Raw genomic sequence first — 15,640 nt, forward strand, 5'->3', positions numbered from 1 at the left:
ACCGGCCGATCAATCAGCCTGCCGCACAAGCCAATCCCGAAGACGACGATGACGTTGATGAGCGGAGACTGCTGACCACCTCCAGCAGCCGGCGCGCGGTGTGGCCGACGGCGAATCGCTGCGTGTAGTGACGCGCCGCATCGGCGCCATGCCGGGCAGCCGTGGCCGGATCGGCCAGTGCGTCGAACGTGGCCGCCAGACCGGCGACGTCGTCCACACCGACCGGAGGGCACTGCGGCGGCTGATATTCCGGCAGGCCACCGCGGTCGGACACTATCGGCATCACGCCCAGTTGCATCGACAGCACCTGCACTCCGCTCTGCGAGGCGCGCCGATAATGAGCCACCGAACCCTTCGCTTCGGCGATGATGCTGAGCACGTCGGAGTACCGATAGTGTCCCGGCCGCCATTCGGTGTGGCGCGGCAGCGCCCCGGCATCGATAGACCCGTCGCCCAGGAGCACCAACGTGTCACCGCGCCAGCCGTTTCCGTCTACATGCTGTTGCCAGGCCCGCAGCACCACATCGGCGTTCTTGTAAGGATTCAGCCGGCCGATCATCACGAAATCACGGCGGCGCCGCGCATCGGCGGGTGCGGGAACCACGGCCGGATCAAGGTCGCTGGTGAGCGGTAGCACGTGTACCGGTGTGCCGTTCACGTCGCGCCGGGTGGTGACCCGCGCCGCGACATAGTGGCTGTAGGTGACGGTGGCCGCCGACCTCGCGCCCCAGTGGTCGAAAACCTGACGTTCGTAGCGGGGCCGACGCTCGGCCGGGTCATGCGGACGGTCGTCGTGCACCAGCTGGATCCGCGGAACTCGCCCGGCCAGCGCGATCCACCGTGGATCGCGGACCAGCTCGGCGACCACCACGTCCGGGCGGTATTCGCGGATGCGCTGCCACGCAGCCAAACTCGGCCGCCATGTGGCTGCGGTACGAAACCGCGGGTCAAGCACCAGTTCGTAGTCGCGGGCAGGCCCCGATTCCGGGTGCTGATCCGAGGTCACCAGCAGCACCTCGGCACCTTCGCCGCGAAGCGTCTCCGCCTGAACGCGTGCCAGCGGGCGCATCCACGGGGAAAGCCAGAGAATCCGTGGGCTTTTCATGACCGCCCCGGCTCGATCGAGCTGCCGTGGTCCACCCACCAGCGCCCCGCCAGTTGCGGATACGCGCGGTGAACTTCGTCGTAGATGTAGGGCAGCGTCAGCAGGACCCGATCGGGATCAGCGGCGATGAGCTGTTCGGGCGAGATGATCTCGATGTCGGTGCCGGGGATCCGGCGGCCGTGCTTGTCGGGCGAGGCATCGGCGATGCCCCTGATGAGCCGCCGGTCTATCTGCGCCGCGCTGAACAGCGCGGGCACGCGGGAACCGGCGGAGTAGGCGTACACCGAGAGGCGCCGGTCCGCCTGCACCTGCAGCCAATTGCACAGCCGTGCGACGTGATCGTCGACCGCACGCTGCATTCTGCGCAACACGTACGGCTTCGTCACGCCGAAGTCCAGCTCGCGCTTCAAGATGTCTTCTGCGCGTTCGTCTCGCTCGACGCGACCGTGCACGGCGGCGGCCAGCAACGTACCACCGAGCAGATCGAATTCCCAGACAGTGGCGATGCTCATCCCCACCGCGCCCAGCAGATTGGTCATCGCGGTCAGCGAGTGGTAGCCGAAGTGGCTGTGGCGCAGAAGATTCCACTGACCCTGGCTTACCATCGCCATCAGCGAGGGAAACTGGATCAACAGAACACCCTCGGGCGCAGTGACGTTTGCTCGCAGCTCGACGGCAGACCGCTGATCGGCATCGTGCATGAGACCGAAGCTGTCGAGTACCACGTCGGCGATCTCGGATTCGCGATAGCCGCGTTCGGCGAGCAACGGCAACCACGTTCCCCCATGTGGGCTGCCGAACTCGCGGACGAACTTCCCGCGCAGCCAACCGGAGGCGGCGAGCTGGTGCACGGCGGCGGCGGCCTGGTCCCGCATGGCCTGCGGCTCGATGCTCTGCTGCTCCTCGGCCACGTCGGGAGCGTCTTCGCCGGCGAGTTGAGCAAGCCCGCAGCAGCGGCACAGGTCCATGGCCAGCGGCCGCTGGGCCTCCTGCGGACTGACAGGATCGGAGAGCAAGGGGAATTGCTCGGCCGCCGGTGCATGTCCGAGATCGAGAACCCGGCTCAGCTCAGCGTCACCGCACCCTCGGCAGTGGCTCACCCGACTGCGGCACCGCGCGATTTCACGTTCGTCGCCAGGTGCAGGTTCGGGAGTGGGTAGACGATCTGGCCGCCCCACTCGGTGACGTAGCTGAGTTGTTCGGTGAGTTCGTTTTCCAGGTTCCAGGGCAGCACCAGCACGACGTCGGGACGGTCCTTGGCGATCATCTCCGGATCGTGAATAGGAATCCGGGTTCCCGGGGTGAAGTGACCGTGTTTATACGGATTTCGGTCGACGGTGTACTCGAGCAGATCGCTGCGGATACCGCAGTAATTGAGCAACGTGTTCCCCTTGCCCGGTGCACCGTAGCCGACGACGCGTCTACCCTCAGCGCGGCACTGCAGCAGGAACCGCAGCAGGTCGTGGCGAATCTGCTCGGTACGGTGCCGCAGTTGCAGGTAGCCGTCCGCACGGTGCAGTCCCGCCGCCTCTTCGATGCGCAGGATCTTGTTGACCCGCTCGGTGGGTGGGCCGGCGACCTCGATGGGGCGGGCCCACACCCGGATCGATCCGCCGTGCGTCGGTAGCAGTTCGACGTCGACGACCGCCAGGCCTGCGCTGGCCAACGCGTTCTGCGCGGAGAACACGGTGTAGTACTGGAAATGTTCGTGATAGATGGTGTCGAACTGGCCGAGGCACACCAGGTTCAGCGCATGGTGCACCTCGATGCTGAGCCACCCGTCATCGGCCAGCAGGCCGCGCAGTGACTGGGTGAAGCCTCTCAGGTCGGGAATGTGCGCGTACACGTTGTTGGCCACCACCAGGTCTGCCGGGCCACGCTCGGCGCGCACCCGGCGGGCCAGTTGCCGGTTCAGAAACTCCGACACGGTCGGCACACCACGCTTGGTGGCCGCGGCGCCGACGTTCAGCGAGGGCTCGATGCCCAGACAGGGTATGCCCCGGGCTACCGCGTGCTGCAGCAGATATCCGTCGTTGCTGGCGACTTCGACCATGAATGAATCCGGTCCGAGCCCCAGGCGTTGGGCGGCCTGATCGACGAACGTTCGCGCGTGTTGGACCCAGCTGTCGGAATACGAAGAGTAGTAGGCGTATTCGGTGAACGTTTCCTCGGGTGTGATCAGTGCGGGTATCTGCAGCAGCAGGCAGTCCTCACATAACCGCAGATGCAGCGGGTAGGTGGGCTCGGGCAGGTCGAGTTCCTCGGGGGAGAGGATCTTCTCGCACGGGGGAGTCGCGCCCAGGTCCAGCACGCTGAGCATGCGGTCGGAGTCACACAGTCGGCACTTCATGTAAGTCTCGATTCGTCGGGTCTGTTGATGATGCACGGGTTTGAAGCTGCGTAGTGGGCTCACATCACCGCACCGATCGCCTCGAGGTAGGCATCGGTCATCGCCTCCATGGTGTACTGCGTCTGCACACGCTCGAAGCCGCGCCACCCAACCTCGGGCAATGCCTCGGTGCCGGTGAGGATTTCGGCCAGCTGGTCCCGCCACGCCGACACCGACACCGGTTCCACGACGAAGCCGGCCTTGCCGAAGTCCAGCATCTCCGGGACCGCGCAGACGCCGGACGCCGCCACCGGGACCCCGCGTGCCATCGCTTCCAGGATGGCCATCGGAAAGGCCTCGGAGCGGCTCGGCACACAGAGCAGGTCGGCGTCGGCAAGCGCCGGGCCGGGTCCGGGCGACCATCCGCGCCAGCGGACGCGGTCGCGCACGGACTCCGGCGTTCGGGCTTCGAGGGCCTCCCGGTCCGGGCCGTCGCCGTAGATCGACAGCCGCCAGGGCAGGCCGGTCAAGCCGCTGAGTGCCTCGATCAGCAGGTGGGGGTTCTTGTGCTCGACGATCCGCGACAGCATCACCAGGTGCGGTGACTCGCCGGCGGCACGGACCCGCTCGGCCGGCTCGCCGGAGACGGCGACGCCGTTGGGCGCCACGAAGTACGGCCCGCTGACCTGGTGGTGTGCGGTGAGCATTTCCCAATGGCGTTGCGCGAGAACGATAAACCCGTCGGCGCGATTCATCGCCGCCGTCAACGGCCGTGAGTAGACCGGCCGGTGGGACTCCGGGGGCACGTGTGGGGCCACCAGCCAGCGCCTGCTACGCGATGCGGCCCGCCATAACGTCGCGAAGCCCGTCTCGGTGTTGGTGTCGCCGCTGATCAGCACTGCCGGGCCGTCAGCAAGATCGACCATCGGCGCCCACCAGGGCTGGCGCACCACGCGAACGCTGTGCGGGATCTCCTTGAGCAACGGTCCGAAGCGTTGCATGCAGACGACGGTGACCGGGTACCCGCGGCGATCCAGTTCCTTAGCCAGCAGTGCCTTTTGACGCTCGGCGCCACCGTACACCAGCCGGTTGGTGGTGATGACGATCGACGGCTTGCGCGACGTGTTGGCGGACGTGGCCGCCGAAATGGCGCGTTTGCGTGCACCCCGTTTGGACCGCTGCACCCGGTCCAGCACCGAGGTGGCGGCCAGGAAGGCGTCGGCGTGGTGAACACTGTCCTGACGTTCGAGCAGTAGAGCGATGTTGGAGCGCAACAAATCTCGATTGCGGAAGCGCTCCACGGTGGAGACCTCCGCACCGTGGGTGAAGACGGATTCGCGTTCGGCCGTGCCGGCTGCCGGGTTGCCGTGATCGGCGTTCAATTCGTCGGCCAGCAGGATCCGCCAGCCCGCGGCGCTGGCGCGCTCCTGCCAGTCGGTCTCTTCGCCGTAGAGGAAGAATTCCTCGTCGAAGCCACCGATCTGGTTCCAGGCGTCGCGATTCATCGCCAGGCAGATGCCGGCCATGTAGCCGTCGATGCTTTCGGATTCGGCGGGCTGTTCACGGTAGAGATGGGAGAACCGGGTGCCCCGCAGCCGGTCGGAATAGCCCGCGGCGGCGACCACGGACCGGACCAGCGTCCGGTGTTTGGTGGCGATGTCCCACAGCAGCGGGCCGGGTGCGCCGGGGTCGCGAATCAGCGGTGACACGGCCGCGACGCCGGGTTCGCGGATCAACGCCCGGGTGCGGGTCAGCGGCCCGGTCAACCGGGTATCGGCGTTGAGCAGCAGAAAGTCCGTGTTATCGGGTGTGTGCGTGGCGAGCGCATTGAAGGCGGCGCCGAAGCCCAGATTCACCGGACCGAGCACCCAGTGCACGTCGGGATGGCGCGCGGCCAGCTCCTCGCGGCCGGGGTACTCCTCGCCGCTGTTCTCGTAGACGTAGACCGGCAGGTCCGGCAGGTGTTCGGCGACGCTGGCCAGGCACTGTTCCAACAGGCCGTGACTCTTGTAGGTCACGATCAGCGCCGAGAGGGGCCGTTCGGTTGTCATGCGGTCACCTTTTTCCGGAATAGCGAGCTCAGTGCGGACCAGTTGACGGGACCGGCCACCGCGTTGACGGCCAGATAGGTCGCCGCGGCGGCGGCCAGCGCGAACACCACGTTTTCGCCCGAAAGCAGCAGTGCCGCAAGGGCGCTGATCGACGTCGGGACCAGCAGGCGGAGCAGGAAGATCACCGGCGTGCGGTAGCCGCAGTGGCTGCCCAGCCGCCAACTCGCGAACGTCAAACCGATCAGCTCCGTGCACACCAGCGAGATTCCGGCACCCACGGCGCCGAATCGGCCGTCCAGACACAGATTGAAGGCGACGTTGGCGGTGAGTGCAGCGACGGACAGCCGGAAGAAGAACCGTTGTTCGTGGCAGGCGAACAGCCCCTGCCCGAGGGTTCCGGTGACGAACCGCAACGAGGCGGCGATGAGCAGTAATGCGAGGGTCGGTGCCCCCCGGGTCACGAAGTCTGCATCGCCGAACAACTCGATCAGCGGACCGGCCAGCAGGGTGCCGACGACGGCGACCGGGAACGCGAGGAAACTCATCAATTCGACACTGCGACGCAGGAACGCGTTGTATGCGACCAGGTCGCGGGAATACAGGCCGGTGGCGGTCGACAGAGTGGACTTCTGGAAGAAGATCGACAACGCTTCGGTGTTGAAGGCGATCGTGTACGCCAGCCCGTACACACCGACCTCGGCGTGGTCGTTGAGCAGGGACAGGATCACCCCGTCGGCACGCCAGTACAGGATGCCGACCAGTGCGACCCCCATCAGCGGGAGACTTTCGCGCAACAGATCCAGAGACTCCCGCGAGGAGAACACCGGGCGCAGCGAGACGTGGCGCGCCGCGGCCGTACCCTGAATCGCCAACTGCACCAACGGAGGTATGAGTTGTGCGACCGCGAACCAGACAATGTTCGCCTGGGTCGCCACCAGCCAGCTGACCATGGCCAGCGTGCCGATCCGGCCCGCGACGTCGGAGACGGCGACCGCGGAGAAGCGCACGGTGGACAGGAAGACGGGCTCGAACCGGGTCCGCACCGTCAGCATCAGGAGCTGTCCGGACAACACCACCAGCATCACGCGCACGTCGGCGTCACGATAGATCAGCCAACCGGTGACCGCCGCCGTCACCGCCAGCGGCACGCAGTACATCAGGGAAAGGCCACTGTTGACGCGCACCAGGCGCTCCAGCGCGCCACGGCCCGAGGTGACCCGGCGCACGATCACCGTGTTGATGCCGAGGTCGGTCGCGGCGGTCCACATGCCGATGAAGGCGACCGCCACCATCAACTGCCCATAGCGGCCGGGGCCCAGATAGCGGGCCGTCATCGACACCGAGACCACCGAGGCCAGCATCCCCAGCACCCGGCAGATCAATTGGATCGAGAACGCGTGCGCTATCCGCGACGGCGACACGTCCTGCGCCGCCGTCGGCTCGTGCGCCGTCGGCTCAATCACGATGCCGCCCTTCATCTAATAGGCTCCGTCACTGGCCAGAACCGCTTTGAGGGTTCGGGCGATGATCGCCAGATCGCCGGCCATCGACCAGTTGTCGACGTAGGACAGATCGAGCCGGACCGAGTCCTCCCAGGACAGATCCGACCGCCCACTCACCTGCCATAGGCCGGTGACACCGGGTTTCACCAGCAGCCGGCGTTTCACCTCACCGTCGTAGTTCTCCACCTCGCGGCGCAGCGGTGGCCGTGGCCCCACGACGCTCATGTCCCGCTTGAGCACATTGATGAACTGCGGAAGCTCGTCAATACTGTAGCGGCGCAATATCTTTCCGACCGGCGTCACGCGCGGGTCCTGACGGATCTTGAACAGCATTCCGCCGGCGCCCTGGTTCAGCGGCAGCAACCGGTCGATCTGCTTGTCGGCGCCGTCCACCATGGTGCGGAACTTCAGCATGGTGAAGGGCTGACCGTCCAGGCCGATGCGTTCGGCGCGATAGAAGACGGGCCCCTTGCTCGTCAACTTGATCGAGATGGCGGCCACGACCAGCATCGGTGCCGTCGCAAGGAGCGCGGCCAGCGCGAAGCAGAAGTCGAAGGCGCGCTTCTGCAGGCGTTGGGTGCCCTCGTACTGGGGCTTGTCGACGTGCAGCAGCGGGTATCCCGCGATGGGCCGCATGGTCAACCGGGCGCCGGCGACATCCATCACCCCTGGCGACACCACGAGGTCGACGTCCATCGTCTCGAGCCGCCACATCAGATCGCGTATTCCGTGGACGCCGAAATGTTCGGTGCGGGTTACCGCGACCGTGTCGGCGCCGCACTCGGCGAGCGCGGCGACCGCGCTGGATTCATCGCCCAGGATCGGGATCTCGCGTCCCTGCACCCTGAGTGTCTCGTCGCGGGGCGGCCCGTATCCCGGGATGCACACGCCGACCACGACATAACCATCCTTCGGGTTGCGGATGAGTTCGTGGGCAAGGTGTGTGACACCCGAGCGGTCACCGATTGCCAGGACCATGGTCTGGTACTGCCCCCTGGCCCGCATGCGCCACACGTACTTGCGCCACAGGTTGCGGCTGGACAGCAGGCCGAGGGTGCCGACCGGAAGCGCGACGGCCAAGTAGCCGCGCGCCAGTTCAATCTTGGCGAGCAGCGTGACCATGGCGATGATGCCGAAGACGGAGAACGACGCGCTGGCAAGCCGGCGGTACTCGTCGATGCCGGCGCCGATGATCCGGGGTGAACGGGTGTGGAACACCGAAATCCAGGTGAGCCACAGCATCGCGAACAGGCATGAGAACAGCGTCATCACCGGGCCCGGGTAACCCGACATGTTCGGCGAGTCGCCGAACCGGACGAATTGCGCAAGCATGATCGCCGCGCAGACGATCACCGAGTCGGTGATCCGCAGTCGCGATGAATACTGTTGCTGCCAGCGTGGAACCGCATCCGGCCCGGCGTTTTGAGTCGGCAACGCCACGACGGGCGAGCGGCCGGTCTCGGCGCGCAAGGTGGCAGTCACACTGGCCGATCCCTCGGTCATGCGGACGCCGCCTCGGTTGCGGCGCCGGCGATTCCGGCATGGCCACGGACAGGTGTGCCGACGTAGTGCACGCCGGGGTAGCAGATGAGTTGCGCGCGTGCGGCGCGCAGCAGTGCGATCGGGCCATGTAGCAGGTAGCGGCGCGCCAGTCTGCGCGGTTCGCGGGTCAACCGGTACAACCACTCCAGGCCCGAGCGTTGCATCCACTGAGGGGCGCGACTTGTCATGCCGGCCAGGAAGTCGATGGCACCGCCGGAGGGCAGAAAGACGCGTGCGCCCGTGGCATCCCCGTGCTGGTCGACCCACCGCTCCTGGCGCGGCTTGCCCAGGCTGACGATCAGCAGGTCGGTCCGGGCGGTGCGGATCGCCGAACACATTGCGTCCGAAGATGATTCGATGTCTTCCAGAGCCGGTGACCACATACCGGAGACCACCAGAGCCGGGTAGTGCTGCCGCAGGTGACCGGCCAGGAGGCGATGCGTCTGCGGGCTGCCTCCGAAGAAGCCGACCCGGTGACCGCCCGCTTCGGCCAGTGCCAGGACAGCCGGCAGCAGGTCGGCGCCGGTGACCCTGGGCCACGGTCGAGCGGTCAGCAGCTTGCCTCGCCAGGCGATCGGCATACCGTCGGCCAGCAGCAGCCATTCCACCAGCCCATGGGGAGCGGCGCCCGCGACGCGGAAATGGTGCAGATGGTCCAGGTTCACCGAGCCGACGGCCAGCCCGCGGTGGCCCTGCGACCGCAAACGTGCGTCGACGATGGACAGCACCTCGTCGATGTCGCAACGCTCGACGATGCTTCCGCTGACGACCATGCGGACCGGAGTCGAGGGGAGCGTGCTGTGGGCCATGACCGAGCTACCCCGTATGAGCGATCGGACTCAACACGGCCTTCTCCATGACGAACGCCTCGGCGTAGCGGGCATGGCTTTGGACGCCGCGGACCCGCATCAGGCCGAGGAAGGTCTCTTCGTCAAACCAGTCGCGCCCGGTCTGTGAGGGGTAGGACTGCGCGAGAAGCCTCGTCTTCTCCCGTGCGATCTCGGTCGTAATCGGTACGTAGAGGCTGGGATTCGGCAGGTCTGACTCCCACTTGAGGATTTCGTAGCCCAGCACCAGGTGGGCACGGAACTCAGTCGGGATCAGCTGGGCCAACAGGCGGTGGTCCTGGTGATAGTCGTTGCGCTGTGGACCCAGCACCAGGTCCGGTTCGCACCCGCGACGGAACTGGGCGAGTTGTCTTTTCACCGCTCCCCAGTGTTCGGGCAGGTGTCCGTCCGGAAAGTCGGCCACCGTGAGGCGTACGTCGGCTTGTGGGAAGAACGCCGCGAAGGCGCCCTTCTCCTCGATTTCGCGCTCAGTGCCGGCGCCGGTCAGTACGAGCGCGTGGATGATCAGGCCCGGATTGTTGCGCTCGAGCTGCATCAGGGTGGCGCCGGCGCCGATGATGACGTCATCGCAGTGCGCGCCGATGACGGCGACGGAGCTGACACCGGCAAGAGTCAAGGTGTTCACGCCGACCGCTCCTCCGGCGTGCCAGCCGACTCCCACACTGCCCACGGGCGGATCCCGCGGTTGTAGTCGGCGTCCAGTTCGGCACGCTCCTTGAAGGTGTCGGCCGGCTTCCAGAAGCCGTCGTGTTGGTAGCCGAGCAACCGGCCGGTGCCGGCCAGTTCCATGCATGCGTCGCCGACCAGGTCGCCGTTCTCGGGTATCAGGTCGATGACGTCCTGGCGGAGCACGAAGTAGCCGCCGTTGACCCAGATCGGGAACTTGGCAATCGGAGCGATCTCCTTGATGTCGCCGTGGGTGCTGACGTCGACACAGTGGAACGACGACTGCGGCGGTACGACGAGCATCGACGCGGCCGCCCGGGCTGCGTGGAACCGTTCGATCATGGTGTCCAGCGGTGCGTCGGTGAGCACGTCGGCGTAGTTGGCGAGGAAGTACTTATCGTCACCGAGATACTTGCGGACCCGGCGCAGCCGCTCGCCGATCGGCGATTCCAGTCCGGTGTCGACGAAGGTGATCGTCCAGTGAGACATGTCGGAATCAAGCAGCTCGACCTTGCCGCCGCGCATGACGAAGTCATTGGACTCGGTCTCGCGGTAATTGACAAAGAAGTCCTTCACGAGTGATTGGCCGTAGCCCAGGCAGAGGATGAATTCGGTGTGGCCGTAGTGCGCGTAGTAGCGCATCACGTGCCACAGCAGCGGCCGCGGCCCGACCATCTGAAGGGGTTTGGGGATGAGGTCGCCGGCCGCGCTACGCATCCGCATGCCGTAACCGCCGCAGAACAGTACGACCTTCATTTGCCTGCCCCCTCGGGGTTGCCGGGGCTGCCAAGCGCGCCGCCGGTGGTTCCCGTGCGCAAACCATTCATTGCTGCCCTCCTCCGACCGGCGGCTGGGTTTCCGACCCGATCACTCACTGGAACTAGTGTTACATACTATTTGGATGATATATGCGGCAATAACAAACATTCAGTACTGCTGAACCCGAATTTTTGACTGTCGACTTGCGCATCCCCCTGTTCGTTGTTGACGCGTCCTGACGTCTGGCGTCTCCGGGTACCGGTGGTCAGAGCACGCCGCCGTAGCCGGCAGAGGGTGGCTGCGCCATCACCGTGGGGACCATCCCGTACCGCGGACCGGCCACCGGACCCTGGCTCGCCGCGCCTCTGGGCAGCCCGCCCAGCAGGCTCGGAGGCACGTTGCCGACGGCGCCCGGGGTGGCTCCCGGCAGCGCCGAGCTGATGCCTGCGAGGTGCGCCGTCGGAATAACGCTGGTCCATGCCGCCGGCACCGACAGCGAGCCCAAACTCGCGGCCTGTCCCATCGCGCCCACCGCGCCACCCACGGCCTCCGCACCCACGGCGGCCGCTCCGGCGGCGGCCTCAGCCGCCTCGGCTGCGGCCTCACCTACCTGAGTGGCGGCGGCGGTCATGCCCTGCATGGTCTGGGCAATACCCAGCACGCTGCTGATCGCGAAGAGCGGCATAACCATGATGTTCAACAGGTTGGCGATGTCACCGCTGGACGTGCTGACCGGCAGGCCGGCGGCAGCCGAACCGAGCGAGGCCGGCGCCGCCATGCTCGCCAGCGCGGCCGGCAGCGCGTTGACCAGCGAGGCCAGTGTCGTCTGGGTCGCCGCGGCTTCGCCGGTGGCCGCCGCGACGGCAGCGCCCTGCGCTGCCGCTGCGGCCGGATCGGCGATCTGCGGCGGTGCGTCGAACGGCGTCAGGGTCGAGGCTGCCGCCGAACTTGCCGCGTAGCCGTACATTGCGGCGGCATCCTGAGCCCACATCTCGCTGTAATGAGCCTCGGTGGCCGCGATGGCGGGGGAGTTCTGGCCGAAGAAATTCGTCGCCACCAGCGCCGCCAGCAGTGCCCGGTTGGCGGCGATCACCGCGGGTGGGACCGTCATCGCATAAGCCGCTTCGTAGGCGCTCACCGCCGCTCTGGCCTGGGCGGCGGCCTGCTCGGCCTGCGCAGACGTCGTTGCCAGCCAGACCGCGAACGGCGTGGCCGCCGCGGCTGCGGCAATCGCCGCGGGACCGAGCCAGGGCCCACTGGTCAGCCCGACCATCACCGATGAGTAGGACGAACCCGCGGTCGCCAACTCGCTGGCCAGGTCATCCCAGGCAACCGACGCCTCGAGCAGCGGCGCCGCCCCGGCGCCGGCGTGCATCCGCGCAGAGTTGACCTCCGGTGGAAGTGCACCGAAATCCATCGCTGTTCCCTCCGCGCGTCAACCGGCCGACGCGGCGTTCGCCGCTTCGGTTGCGGCGTAGGAACCGCCGCTGACCCTCATGACCTCGACGAACATCTCGTGAATCGCGGCGGCCTGCGCGCTCACCGCCTGATACAGCTGGCCGTGTGCGGCGAACTGCATCGCCGTGAGGGCGGACACCTCGTCGGCGGCGGCGGGGACGACCACGGTGGTCGGGCCTGCCACAGCTGCACCCACGGTGTTCACGGCGCAGCCGATGCCCTGCAACGTGCTGGCCGAGCCCATCAGGGCTTCTGGGTGCGTGCTGACGAACGTCATACGCCTCTCCTTAACGCGATCGGTGGACCGGGCCGGATGATCCGAGGGTGACGGTCATAGTCAACGGCCCGAACTGAGAGTTCGGACCTGTTATGCCCCCGCTTACAGACCATTAGCTGTCTATATACCCATACCACATACTTTTTGAACGTGCATAGCCATGATTACCAACCATAAGTATTGACGCGGCGTAAATACCGTCACACGGCGTGGAACGCCGCAGGTGGGGCGTGAACTTGATAACCTCGCAGGTGGCGTCCTCCGTGCCGCCTGAGAGACACGCCGCTGGACGGCCCACCACCTGATGGACTGGCCACCCGGTCGAGGAAGGCATTCGCGATGGTGAAGGTGATTGCTCCGCTCAGCGCTGCTGGCGACTATCCAGCAGACCCGGAAGAATCCGTCGAGTAGATGTCGACCGAATCGGCCGACGGACGAGCAGACAGCACACGGCAGCAGATCCTGCGGGCCGCAGCGCATCAATTCGCACGCCGCGCCTACCACGACGTCGGCCTGGACGACATCCTCGCCGAGGCCGCGCTCACCAAGGGCGCGATGTATTTCCATTTCCGCTCCAAGCACGCGCTTGCGGAGGCCATCATCGAGCAGCACACGTCCGGAGGTCGGGCGGCTGTAGAGGAGCTGCTGTCCAGGCAGCTCTCCGGGCTCGAGACGCTGATCGACTTCTCTTACCTGATCGCGGTCCAGGACATCTCCAAGGATGTGGCGAGAGCGGCGTTGCACCTCATCGAGTCGGTCGGACGCACCGAAGGTCTGCAAGCCAGTCTGCTGGGCGGCTGGATCGATGCTCTGGCCCGCGTTGCCGACCGTGCGATCAACGAGGGTGACGTGGCACAACGGTGGGAGCCGCGCGACATCGGGCGGCTGATCGTGTCGATGTATCTGGGTTTGAGGCAAACAAGCGATCTGGATGATCCGCGGGGTTTCCTGCTTGATCTGGAACGGAACTGGGTTCTGATCCTGGCGGCAGTCCTGGAACCTGACCGGTCCGACTACTTCACGCAATTTCTCCGGCGCCGTACCGCGCTCGCGATCAAGGCCGCGCCGGCCCGGGTGAGCGCAAGTTGATCCGACACCGGACTGTCACGCACGGTCGAAAACTCCGGGCTGCTGTTAGGCTTGTCCGGCTGACCAGCAGGAACAAGACGCCGAGGTCCGGAGCCCGAACCGGATGACATCACTGGGAAGGCATGGCCAATGGCGCGCCAGGTTCGATCCGAGGTAACCCGGCGAAAGATCCTGGACGCGGCGATCGACGTTTTCGGCGAGGTCGGCTATGCCGCCGCGGGGTGGGGCACGATCATCGAGCGAACAGGAATGACCAAAGGCGCCCTTTACCATCACTTCGATTCCAAAGAGGCACTTGCGTCGGACATCATCGACGAGGGTGCCGAGGTACTGGTCGGAGCATTTCGCAACGTGTGTGGTTCGGCGTCGCCTGCACTGGAGAACATGATCCACGGCACCTTTGCGATGGCCAATGTGCTGAGCACGGACAAGACCGCCCGCGCAGCCGAGCAGTTGATCGCGGCCCTGAGCGGTTTCAACGACGCCGCCGCGCGCTGCTGCGCGGCCTGGGTTGCGGAAATGACCGCCCAGGCGCGTGAGGCGATCTCCGAGGGCGATCTACGCGAAGACGTCGATCCGGAATCGCTCGGCGAGTCGATCGTCGGTGCGATGTTCGGAAGCCGGTTGCTGTCGATAGCGATGTCGCGCAGCCGCCGAAGCGACGGCCTGATCGACGACCTCAACGGCCGTCTGAGCCAGATGTGGATATTTCTTCTTCCCGGGATCGCGGCGGAGGCGTCGCTGCCCTACTTCCGGCAGTTTCTCGCACGTGAGGCTCTGCGGCACACTCGGTCGGGCCCGCCGACCGCCGCCGTGGCCGGGGCTTCGGACAGCCGCTAGCGCTAGCCGCTATGCGCTGACGGCGCTGGCGCGGCGGTCCTTGACGATACGGGCCGGCACGCCGGCAACATCGACATCGTCGGGCACCGGCTTTGTCACCACCGCGCCGGCGTAGATGCCGACGCGGCTACCCACGTCGGCGCCGAGCACCATGGCGCCCGGATAGAGGAACACGTCATCGCCGATCGACGGGTACTCGCCCGGACGGCCCTCGCCGATCGTCACACCCTGGTGGATCCGGCAATTGGCTCCGATTTTCGCCCGGTGGTGCACGTGCACCCAGCCGACGTGGGCAACGGACAGGCCCGGCCCGAAGGCGTTGAGCGGAATGCCGAACCCCAGCTTCTCGCCGAGAAACTTCAACCGCAGGCGCAGATACGCCGCCACCAGACGGCCGATGGGGGTACGGGCGGTATTCGTCCAATACTCCGTCTTGCGCAGCATGCGCTGAAAATACGGAGCTCGGTGAATGACCCGGTAGCGATGCCGCCAACACTCAAGTCCTTGCGCATGCAAGTCCGCCTCGAGGTACGACTCCAAGTCCTTGCGAGTCCTGATCACGGATAAAACCATACTGCAAGTATCAACAAACCGTAAAGCCATACCTGGAGTCATTGTGGTTCATAGACTGCGGGTTGGCCGCACGCGCCCGACCGCGACAAGAGCTAGCGTTCCTCTTCCCATAACTGTTCGGTCAGGTCCTGGAACGCCGCCAGAGCAAATTTGTCGTCGGCGCGCATCACCGCAGACCTACTCATCAGTGCCCGCACCACCGAGCCGTCCTTGTGTGCCAACTCGACCACCATGTTCGCCAGGGCGTGAACGAATGACAGCAGCGAGGACTCCGACTGCGGGGCCTGATGGAAGATTTCGTGAAAGCGCAGAGCCAGCACCTCCTCCGGATCGCAACCCACCATCTGGGCGAACGCGGTGTTGGTGAATAAGATGCTGCCGTCGTCCGCGATGGCCAGGACGGGGACCGGTATCCGCTCGAGCACCACCAGCGCAGGCAACTGCTTCAGGGTGGTCATCGGGGATTGGCTGGGCTGCCGATTCCGTCTTCGCTCCACCTGGCGATTATGGCCTATCGCCGCAGTGAACCTCACACCGCTCGGCCGGATTCGTAATGTGGCTCACTGGCTTCGCTGTGATTACCCGACGGGACGCGATGGGT

At 66.1% G+C, this 15,640-nt stretch carries 15 protein-coding genes; 2 read left to right on the plus strand and 13 right to left on the minus strand.

Going from position 1 to position 15,640, the window contains the following annotated elements:
* Positions 1 to 13: 13 nt before the first annotated feature.
* The 11 genes from ACX9NE_RS02220 to ACX9NE_RS02270 form a co-directional block, all read right to left on the minus strand.
* On the minus strand, positions 14 to 1,105 hold the full coding sequence (locus ACX9NE_RS02220) for a glycosyltransferase family 4 protein (protein WP_459360003.1): 1,092 nt from the start codon (positions 1,103 to 1,105) through the stop codon (positions 14 to 16).
* Positions 1,102 to 2,205, minus strand: a complete 1,104-nt coding sequence (locus tag ACX9NE_RS02225; RefSeq protein ID WP_459360002.1) for a transferase — start codon at positions 2,203 to 2,205, stop codon at positions 1,102 to 1,104. Before ACX9NE_RS02225 ends, ACX9NE_RS02220 begins: the two co-directional genes overlap by 4 nt.
* Positions 2,202 to 3,455: a methyltransferase domain-containing protein gene (locus ACX9NE_RS02230; protein ID WP_459360001.1), complete on the minus strand. Its 1,254-nt coding sequence runs from the start codon at positions 3,453 to 3,455 to the stop codon at positions 2,202 to 2,204. Before ACX9NE_RS02230 ends, ACX9NE_RS02225 begins: the two co-directional genes overlap by 4 nt.
* A 59-nt stretch (positions 3,456 to 3,514) precedes the next feature.
* Complete coding sequence (locus tag ACX9NE_RS02235) at positions 3,515 to 5,485, minus strand: glycosyltransferase (protein WP_459360000.1); 1,971 nt, start codon at positions 5,483 to 5,485, stop codon at positions 3,515 to 3,517.
* A complete protein-coding gene (locus ACX9NE_RS02240) occupies positions 5,482 to 6,963 on the minus strand; it encodes a flippase (protein WP_459359999.1) in 1,482 nt (493 codons plus the stop codon). Before ACX9NE_RS02240 ends, ACX9NE_RS02235 begins: the two co-directional genes overlap by 4 nt.
* Complete coding sequence (locus tag ACX9NE_RS02245) at positions 6,964 to 8,490, minus strand: sugar transferase (RefSeq protein ID WP_459359998.1); 1,527 nt, start codon at positions 8,488 to 8,490, stop codon at positions 6,964 to 6,966.
* The gene (locus tag ACX9NE_RS02250) at positions 8,487 to 9,338 is read right to left on the minus strand and encodes a WecB/TagA/CpsF family glycosyltransferase (RefSeq protein WP_459359997.1); all 852 of its coding nucleotides are present in this window, start codon (positions 9,336 to 9,338) and stop codon (positions 8,487 to 8,489) included. The genes ACX9NE_RS02245 and ACX9NE_RS02250 overlap by 4 nt, the downstream gene beginning before the upstream one ends.
* 7 nt (positions 9,339 to 9,345) lie before the next feature.
* Entirely contained in the window at positions 9,346 to 10,002 is a 657-nt protein-coding gene (locus ACX9NE_RS02255; RefSeq protein WP_459359996.1) for a PIG-L deacetylase family protein, read from the minus strand.
* A complete protein-coding gene (locus tag ACX9NE_RS02260; RefSeq protein ID WP_459359995.1) occupies positions 9,999 to 10,799 on the minus strand; it encodes a glycosyltransferase family protein in 801 nt (266 codons plus the stop codon). The genes ACX9NE_RS02255 and ACX9NE_RS02260 overlap by 4 nt, the downstream gene beginning before the upstream one ends.
* Before the next feature lie 268 nt (positions 10,800 to 11,067).
* A complete protein-coding gene (locus tag ACX9NE_RS02265; RefSeq protein WP_459359994.1) occupies positions 11,068 to 12,219 on the minus strand; it encodes a PPE family protein in 1,152 nt (383 codons plus the stop codon).
* Between the two features lie 18 nt (positions 12,220 to 12,237).
* The gene (locus ACX9NE_RS02270) at positions 12,238 to 12,537 is read right to left on the minus strand and encodes a PE family protein (RefSeq protein ID WP_459359993.1); all 300 of its coding nucleotides are present in this window, start codon (positions 12,535 to 12,537) and stop codon (positions 12,238 to 12,240) included.
* A 411-nt stretch (positions 12,538 to 12,948) separates the two neighbouring features.
* On the opposite strand from ACX9NE_RS02270, the gene ACX9NE_RS02275 reads away from it, so the two are divergent.
* Together ACX9NE_RS02275 and ACX9NE_RS02280 are read left to right on the plus strand one after the other, a co-directional pair.
* Positions 12,949 to 13,626: a TetR family transcriptional regulator gene (locus ACX9NE_RS02275; protein WP_459359992.1), complete on the plus strand. Its 678-nt coding sequence runs from the start codon at positions 12,949 to 12,951 to the stop codon at positions 13,624 to 13,626.
* A gap of 129 nt (positions 13,627 to 13,755) precedes the next feature.
* Complete coding sequence (locus tag ACX9NE_RS02280) at positions 13,756 to 14,466, plus strand: TetR family transcriptional regulator (protein ID WP_459359991.1); 711 nt, start codon at positions 13,756 to 13,758, stop codon at positions 14,464 to 14,466.
* A 9-nt stretch (positions 14,467 to 14,475) separates the two neighbouring features.
* On the opposite strand, the gene ACX9NE_RS02285 is transcribed toward ACX9NE_RS02280, so the two are convergent.
* Both ACX9NE_RS02285 and ACX9NE_RS02290 read right to left on the minus strand, forming a co-directional pair.
* Positions 14,476 to 14,910: an LbetaH domain-containing protein gene (locus ACX9NE_RS02285; protein WP_459359990.1), complete on the minus strand. Its 435-nt coding sequence runs from the start codon at positions 14,908 to 14,910 to the stop codon at positions 14,476 to 14,478.
* A 221-nt stretch (positions 14,911 to 15,131) separates the two neighbouring features.
* Positions 15,132 to 15,497, minus strand: a complete 366-nt coding sequence (locus tag ACX9NE_RS02290) for a PAS domain S-box protein (RefSeq protein WP_055576853.1) — start codon at positions 15,495 to 15,497, stop codon at positions 15,132 to 15,134.
* Between the last annotated feature and the right edge of the window lie 143 nt (positions 15,498 to 15,640).

The organism is Mycobacterium sp. ML4 (assembly GCF_054515735.1).

Bases quoted from the DNA above. Each gene is read 5' to 3' on its own strand.
- ACX9NE_RS02280 (WP_459359991.1), top strand. From the start codon at position 13,756: ATGGCGCGCCAGGTTCGATCCGAGGTAACCCGGCGAAAGATCCTGGAC.
- ACX9NE_RS02245 (WP_459359998.1), bottom strand. From the start codon at position 8,490: ATGACCGAGGGATCGGCCAGTGTGACTGCCACCTTGCGCGCCGAGACC.
- ACX9NE_RS02270 (WP_459359993.1), bottom strand. From the start codon at position 12,537: ATGACGTTCGTCAGCACGCACCCAGAAGCCCTGATGGGCTCGGCCAGC.
- ACX9NE_RS02260 (WP_459359995.1), bottom strand. From the start codon at position 10,799: ATGAAGGTCGTACTGTTCTGCGGCGGTTACGGCATGCGGATGCGTAGC.
- ACX9NE_RS02275 (WP_459359992.1), top strand. From the start codon at position 12,949: ATGTCGACCGAATCGGCCGACGGACGAGCAGACAGCACACGGCAGCAG.
- ACX9NE_RS02285 (WP_459359990.1), bottom strand. From the start codon at position 14,910: ATGCTGCGCAAGACGGAGTATTGGACGAATACCGCCCGTACCCCCATC.
- ACX9NE_RS02250 (WP_459359997.1), bottom strand. From the start codon at position 9,338: ATGGCCCACAGCACGCTCCCCTCGACTCCGGTCCGCATGGTCGTCAGC.
- ACX9NE_RS02220 (WP_459360003.1), bottom strand. From the start codon at position 1,105: ATGAAAAGCCCACGGATTCTCTGGCTTTCCCCGTGGATGCGCCCGCTG.
- ACX9NE_RS02235 (WP_459360000.1), bottom strand. From the start codon at position 5,485: ATGACAACCGAACGGCCCCTCTCGGCGCTGATCGTGACCTACAAGAGT.
- ACX9NE_RS02240 (WP_459359999.1), bottom strand. From the start codon at position 6,963: ATGAAGGGCGGCATCGTGATTGAGCCGACGGCGCACGAGCCGACGGCG.
- ACX9NE_RS02230 (WP_459360001.1), bottom strand. From the start codon at position 3,455: ATGAAGTGCCGACTGTGTGACTCCGACCGCATGCTCAGCGTGCTGGAC.
- ACX9NE_RS02290 (WP_055576853.1), bottom strand. From the start codon at position 15,497: ATGACCACCCTGAAGCAGTTGCCTGCGCTGGTGGTGCTCGAGCGGATA.
- ACX9NE_RS02265 (WP_459359994.1), bottom strand. From the start codon at position 12,219: ATGGATTTCGGTGCACTTCCACCGGAGGTCAACTCTGCGCGGATGCAC.